The organism is Shewanella sp. 1311 (assembly GCF_059338235.1).
In genome coordinates, this window is sequence record NZ_CM181686.1 from 2,153,966 (window position 1) to 2,161,089 (window position 7,124).

Consider the following 7,124-nt stretch of genomic DNA (forward strand, 5'->3'; position numbering starts at 1 on the left):
GCCAGTCGTAGCGCAAGCCATAGCCATAATAGTGCAAAACAATAATGGGAGCCTTAGCTCCCATTATTTATGTTAAAAAACCAGCTTAAAACTCAGTGTCTAGGTCACTCATATCTATGCCGAACGGCGCCACAGTTAACTCCCCTGCCACTCGTACTAGATGGAAAAACTGCGGAATATTGAATCGTGCCCGTGAAGCATAATGCTCATCGAACACATAGTGATGACTGACTTTATTCACTAACTCGGCCATGTTTGATCCCGCCTGCACATAATGACTCAGCTGGTTTTCCTCATCGAGAATAAATACATCCAAGTTATCGACTCGTTGGCGTAGAAAATATTGAATCGCCCCTTTCGCCGCATAGTTCTGCACCACTTTAGGCATACTCGAAAAGGGATCGTCACCCAATTCAGGCCGTGGCAGCAACACAAGATGACTGCGGGATAACTGCTGATAAAAAGACTTAGCATCACTCAAATCCTGATAGGCCATGCCTAAGGGATTAAAAAAGATCCCATAGCGGGTATGCCTTATCTGTAGCGGCTGTACTAAGGTGCTGGATTGCTGCACTTTTTGGCACAAACGCATGGTTTGCTTAAGTAGATTTTTCACCGCTAACTTGAGCTGTGGCCGTAACTTTTGCGAGCAACTGATCACATCCATGTCCACGGGTAAGCTGGCCCGCCGGAGTCCTGGGGTCACAAAGGCTAAGGCTTGCAATACCGCGGTATCCCCTTCGAAACGATGGCACTGCCACTCACCCCAACTATTCAAACAAATGGCATCTAACGCCCCAAGCATATTGGCTTTTTTACGCCCGAGTGAGAACACGTTAGCATTCATCACATCGACCATCATTTCCTGTCCGCCCCATTCAATGGTGGGATCGCAGTCCAGATTAAGCACAAAAATCAGCTTACGAAAATGCCACGGCTGGCATAAGTCCCGTTTCGACACGCGCCAATCGTGGTCGATAAAATTCAGTAACCGCTTAGACGCTTCGGTAAGCCGTTTTGACTTTGCCTTACTCTGACCGTATTCGTGCCATTGTGTTTCAGGTGTCGAAATTCCGTTTAGACATGCCCAGATCATCAAGGCGGATGGGGTTTTTCCCTTACATATCGCCGACTCACCTAACAAATTTTGTGGCAGCGGCTCCTGTCGATAAAGATAATATTGTCGCTCGCGCGAGCTTGACACCATAGTCACATCGGACTCGGCGACCGAGGCACTCCAGAGCAGATTCAGCTTAGCGATTTGGTCTTCATCTTGGCTAAAATAGGTGTGTAATTTACGGGTGAGCATGCCCAGCTCTTCAATCCGCAAGCCTTCATTGAGTTCATGGGTCGATGCGAAGCGCAGCAAAGTTTGGTAACTCGCCAACAAGAGTTCATTCAGTTGCTCGTTAAACCAATTGAGCTGGCCACTGTGCCAATGTTCGCAATCGTCTAAGGTGCTGATCAAACTGTCGGGCCATTGCCAATCCTGCACCAATTTTTGCAGCTTAGGATAACGCCAATCTTTGCCCTCTTGCGTGCGGCTCAAGTGCACGCCACATTTTAGATAAAAGCAGCGCCGCGCAATCTCAAGTCGACGGGTATCATTCTGCTTGAGCAAATAGGTTTCGATAATCTCGTAGATAGAGTAATAAGCATCGTTCGACGTCGAAAAATCGCCGGCTAAGGTTTTCTGCCATAGTCGATCACAAAGCACTGTTGAATGGGGATAATCGCTGGCATAGGCCTCGAGTAGCAATACTTTAATCAACGCCTTATGGGGCTTTTCTAAACCTTTATAAAGCTGCCATAAGGAAGCACCAAAGTACTCACTCGCAGGTAATTCATGCACATAGCCTAAAAACAAGAGTGCAGGATTGAGTTTAGCGTCAGGCCACCATGCAATAGCTTTACCCGCCAGACGAATTTGACTGCGATAAAACTCTTCCAGTAACAACCAGTGCTGGGTGCTGCCACTGTGCTCATGGGCCATGGTTGACAGACAACCACGCAGAGTTTGATCACCACAAAACTGTTGTGGATGGACTAAGTAAAAGTTCACCTCAAACTGATACTCGGCAAACCATGCGGTCAATCTATCGGTTTTAATCCTGATCAGCGCTAACTCTTCAAGGCTTAAATCTGCCCTATGCACTAACCAAACATCGACATCACTCTTGGTATTTTGGCCAAAGCTGCCAGTACTGCCCATGGCATAAACGCCATCAAAGGCATTGATGTCCGCTTCTTGATTAATAAAGGGTAGCGAGAAAACATCGCAGGCTTGGGATTCAATTTCGCTAAGCTGATACTCATTAATTCCGCAGGGCGTATTAGCGGCATGATAGCCGGGATACTGAACGCTGTTCTGGTGGATTAAAAAGGGGATCAAATGGAATAAGTGTTTTTGCAGCGGCGATAGCAAAGCCAAGGCGCGCGCAATGCGGACCTTATTAAGTCGTTCAGCTATATCAGGAAACTGTATTTGCCGATCCATTCAAAAACACAACACTTAGACACTTATGAGAAGTGTGCTCATGTTAACACTTTTGCAAACACGAGCAACTATATGTGAAGCGCATCACACTTTCACGCCATGTAGAACATCGCCGACTTCAAAGAATCGATACGGCTTCCTTACATAAACGATTTGCCAATGTTAGCATTGGCGCAACTAAGATCTTTGATGGAAACTAGGCATGTCTGAGAACCGCATACGTATCGCAACCCGCAAGAGTCCGCTGGCCATGTGGCAAGCTGAATTTGTTAAAGCCGAATTAGAACGCATTCACCCAGGTATTGTGGTGGAATTGCTGCCAATGAGCACTAAAGGCGACGTTATCTTAGATACGCCGCTAGCCAAAGTGGGCGGTAAAGGTTTGTTCGTCAAAGAGCTTGAAGTCGCTATGTTAGACGATCTTGCCGATATCGCAGTGCACTCAATGAAAGACGTGCCAGTCGACTTCCCTGAAGGCTTAGGCCTTGAAGTGATTTGCGAGCGCGAAGATCCCCGCGATGCCTTTGTATCGAATTTATATAAATCGATCAGCGAATTACCATTAGGCGCAACTGTGGGCACCTCGAGCCTACGTCGTCAATGTCAGATACGTGCATCACGTCCCGACCTCATCATCAAAGATTTACGCGGTAACGTTGGAACTCGTTTAGCTAAGCTTGATAACGGCGAATACGATGCCATTATTCTTGCCGCTGCTGGCTTAATCCGTCTGAAATTGTCTGAGCGTATTGCCAGCTTTATTTCTGCAGAAGAATCCTTACCCGCCAACGGCCAAGGCGCTGTGGGTATCGAATGTCGCATCAACGACGAACGTGTTAAAGCGCTACTGGCGCCATTAGAGCATTTAGAAACTCGCTACCGTGTTCTTGCCGAGCGCGCGATGAACACTCGCCTTGAAGGTGGATGCCAAGTGCCGATTGGCGCATTTGCTGAAATCGATGGTGACAAGATGACGCTACGCGGCCTAGTCGGTAACCCCGATGGCAGTGAAATCATCGAAGGCGTGATCACAGGTCCAAAAACCGAAGCCACGCAATTAGGTGTTGCCCTTGCTGAAGAGTTACTCAGCAAAGGTGCCAAAAGCATTCTCGACGCCGTTTACGCTAAAGCCTAAGTCAATGAAAGTCTTACTGACGCGCCCCGAGGGGCGCAATCAGTCCATGGTCGATGCCTTGAATGAACGAGGCATTGCTCACTGGGTCACACCTCTGCTGTGTGTCGAAGCAACGCCCGCTATCGCAACGAATACCCCGCATCCTTTGGCACACGCCGATATGATTATCTGCATCAGCGCCAATGCTGTGACTTTTGCGGATAACGCCTTAACTACTACAAATCCACCCCATAAAGCTTGGCCTCCAGCTCAGTACTTCGCGGTAGGGCATGCGACTTGGGACGCATTAAACCAGCTCGGTATTTCTGCCCTCGAAGCCCCAGATGACTGTCAGCAGACCGAAGGGCTACTCACGCTCGCGCCGCTGCAAGAGATTAAAGGTAAGCAGATTACTATTATACGTGGCGTCGGTGGCCGCGAAGCCTTAGCCGAACAACTGGCTGCGCGCGGTGCACATTTGCGCTATTGGGAAGTGTATCAACGAGCTTGCCCGCCACTCGATGGTCAACAGTTAGCTCTGCAATGGCAAGCCTTCGGGATAGACACTATTGTGGTGACCAGCGGTGAAGTACTGGATAACCTGATTAATTTAGTGCCAAAAGAGTTATTTGCATGGCTGCGCTCATGTCATATCATAGTCCCAAGTAACCGAGTAGAAGCTCAAGCTCACGCCTTTGGTATAACCCAAGTCACCAATGCCAATGCCGCCAACAGCAAAGCCGTGCTAAACGCCCTTAAACTCTAAGCGCTATTTAGCCCGATTTTACTCGAATTTCGGCAGTAGCATGTTTTCAAGGACTGTTAAATGGATAACAACAAGCACGACGCAAAGAGCCCAGAATCAGAGGCTACCGCTATTATTGTGTCACCGGAAACAACCGATGACATGTCCGCAACATCAGCGTCATCCAACGAATCCCAAACAGCCAAAGCCAGCCCTTCAACCGCACCGAGCCAAACGCCAGCATCCAGTAGAAGCTCGTGGGCGATTCGCTTTGGGGTTTTATTAGCGCTAGGTTTAACCGCTTGCACCCTTGGCGGCGGTTTTATGCTGTACCAACAAATGCAACAGCAACTACTGGCGCAGGATGCGAAAAATATCGCCCTGCAGGACCAATTACAGCAAGCGCTGTTGCAGCCAAATCAACGTATTGGCCAGCTTGAACAGCAACAACTGAATGATGCTAAGACTTATCAAGAATTAACAAAATTGGCAGAAGACCAAAATCAACTGCAGGACAGGGTCAATAAACTGGCCCAGCGCAGCCCAACGCATTGGATGGCCTCTGAAGCCGAATATCTAGTGAATATGGCGGGCCGTAAACTTTGGTTAGAGAAAGATCCCCGCACCGCCACCGATCTATTAAAGTCGGCGGATGAAACCATCGCCGCCATGAACAATCCGGCGTTACTGCCTATTCGTAAGGCATTAGCAAAAGACATCGCCGCCACGGCCAGCATTAAAACCACAGATATTGATGGCAATGTATTGGCGCTCGATGCCTTAATTGAACAACTCGATAAACTGCCGCTGAATCGCACCGATGCAGAAACTGATGCCCCAGAAGATACGACGATTACTGGGGATTTGAATGATTGGCAGAGCAATCTGGGCAAAACGTGGAAAGCGTTAACCCAAGACTTTATTACCATACGCCACAAAACCGCCGATGCGCCCGCTTTACTCGCACCAGAACAGCAATGGTATCTGGTGGAGAACATTCGCCATAAACTGCTGCAATCGCAACTTGCGTTATATCGCTATGACAGAGCGGCTTATCACCAATCATTGATGATGGCGCGCAAATGGCTCCAAACCTATTTTGATACGCAAGATCACAAGACATCTGAGGCCATCGCCGAAATCGATAAATTAGCGACCTTAGAACTTGATCCTATTACCCTGAAATCCTTTGCGGCTAAACCTCTGTTATTACAGCTGACTAGTTATGGCGAGCTGACCTCATCAGAGGATACGCCACTATGATCAAGATATTAATTTTCTTAGGGATAGTGCTAATAGGGCTCTGTATCAGCCCTTGGTTGGTTGGTAATACAGGTTATGTCTATATCGCTGCCGGTGACTACCAGATTGAGACCAGCTTAGTCTTTGGGATCATTGCGTTAATTGTATTTTATGCCGTATTCCAAGTACTCGAATGGCTAGTGATTAGCGCCATCAATCTGATGCTGCGCAGTCGTTTTATTCCCCATCACTGGCGCCGCCGCTCGGCTAAAAAACATACCTTAATGGGTGCACTGGCTCTGGCTGAAGAAGATTGGCCAGCAGCTGAACGCGCCATGATAAAGGGTGCTGACAACGGTGAGCTCCCAGCACTTAATTTACTTGCAGCGGCCCGTGCCGCTCAGTATCAACAAAAAATAGCCGAGCGAGATCAATATCTTGATCGCGCTGCAGCGCAACCTCTTGCCGCGAATGCCGTAGCAACCACTCGCACTCGATATCTGTTAAAACAAGGAGAGTTAACTTTAGCCCGCACCGAGCTGGATAAATTAGCACCGACGAGCAAGAGTAAAGCGCCAGTACTCAAACTCGCCCTTGAGTTATACCGAACCCAAGAGGATTGGGATGCGCTCAAGCTGTTAATACCTATTTTGAAGAAGCGTCAGATCCTCGATGATGCTCAGCTGAATGAGCTCAATATCGCCACTAATTGCGCGTTACTCAAAGCCGCAGCCATCAAAGGTGAAGAAGCCTTAGAGCAATGCTGGCAGTGGTTATCCCGCAGTGAACGCAATCAGTCTGAGTTTCTGGCGATTTATGCCATGGGTTTATGCCGCTTTAATCGCAAAGACCAAGCGCTGAAACTAATCGCGAAAAAGTTACGAACCGCTCCCGAGTCAGCACTTTTACATGCAATTCCTGAAATCGCGACAGCCCAAGACACAGAGATCCGTAAACAGTTACTCAAGCATGAAGTCACCCATGAGAATAATGCGGACTACCAGATGTGTTTAGCTAAGCTGTATCAGCAAACGCGGGATATGAAAGAAGCCAGAAGCTGCTTGCAGAATGTTTGCCGACTCGAACCAACAAAAGCCTCATGGCTGGCGCTCGCTCGCATTCAAGAACAGTTAGGCGAACAAGCTAACGCCAATCAAAGCTACCGTCAGGCAGTTAACCTGTAGCTCTACTACATCAATAATGATAACGCCGTGATTCGCACTGTTGTGAGTCACGGCGTTTACCACTCACGAAAGTTCTTGCTTCGTTTCTACTCAAAAACGTGACTCACTAGGTCGGTTTGTGTCGTTTTCATAAAAAATTAACCTTCCAATCCTAATTAATTTGTTATAAATATACTTAACTACGAAGTTGAAAAATACTAAATGCAGCCCTTTTTATAAATATATCTACTACATCTAGTTACACATCTGAATCCTGTCTTTTTTATATCCAACATCTCGCAAACCCCAGTCAGAACAAGCAATACAGATGTGTCAAAAAATTGACTTGTGACACTTTGTTAG

General features: G+C 47.7%; 5 protein-coding genes. 4 read left to right on the forward strand and 1 reads right to left on the reverse strand.

What is annotated here, in order from left to right; genetic code table 11:
- Positions 1-85: 85 nt before the first annotated feature.
- Positions 86-2,497 carry a class I adenylate cyclase gene (locus AC5YB3_RS09700; RefSeq protein ID WP_494527019.1) on the reverse strand — a complete coding sequence of 804 codons (2,412 nt, stop codon included), beginning with the start codon at positions 2,495-2,497 and terminating at the stop codon, positions 86-88.
- Between the two features lie 202 nt (positions 2,498-2,699).
- Between AC5YB3_RS09700 and hemC the strand changes: the two genes are divergently transcribed.
- From hemC to AC5YB3_RS09720, 4 genes are read left to right on the forward strand one after another with little or no spacing between them, the layout of a single operon-like run.
- The gene (gene hemC, locus AC5YB3_RS09705; RefSeq protein WP_259515908.1) at positions 2,700-3,632 is read left to right on the forward strand and encodes a hydroxymethylbilane synthase; all 933 of its coding nucleotides are present in this window, start codon (positions 2,700-2,702) and stop codon (positions 3,630-3,632) included.
- Positions 3,633-3,636: 4 nt separating this feature from the next.
- Positions 3,637-4,377: a uroporphyrinogen-III synthase gene (locus AC5YB3_RS09710; RefSeq protein WP_107946343.1), complete on the forward strand. Its 741-nt coding sequence runs from the start codon at positions 3,637-3,639 to the stop codon at positions 4,375-4,377.
- 60 nt (positions 4,378-4,437) lie between these two features.
- A complete protein-coding gene (locus AC5YB3_RS09715) occupies positions 4,438-5,619 on the forward strand; it encodes a uroporphyrinogen-III C-methyltransferase (RefSeq protein ID WP_494527020.1) in 1,182 nt (393 codons plus the stop codon).
- On the forward strand, positions 5,616-6,782 hold the full coding sequence (locus tag AC5YB3_RS09720) for a heme biosynthesis HemY N-terminal domain-containing protein (RefSeq protein ID WP_494527021.1): 1,167 nt from the start codon (positions 5,616-5,618) through the stop codon (positions 6,780-6,782). Before AC5YB3_RS09715 ends, AC5YB3_RS09720 begins: the two co-directional genes overlap by 4 nt.
- Positions 6,783-7,124: the final 342 nt, after the last annotated feature.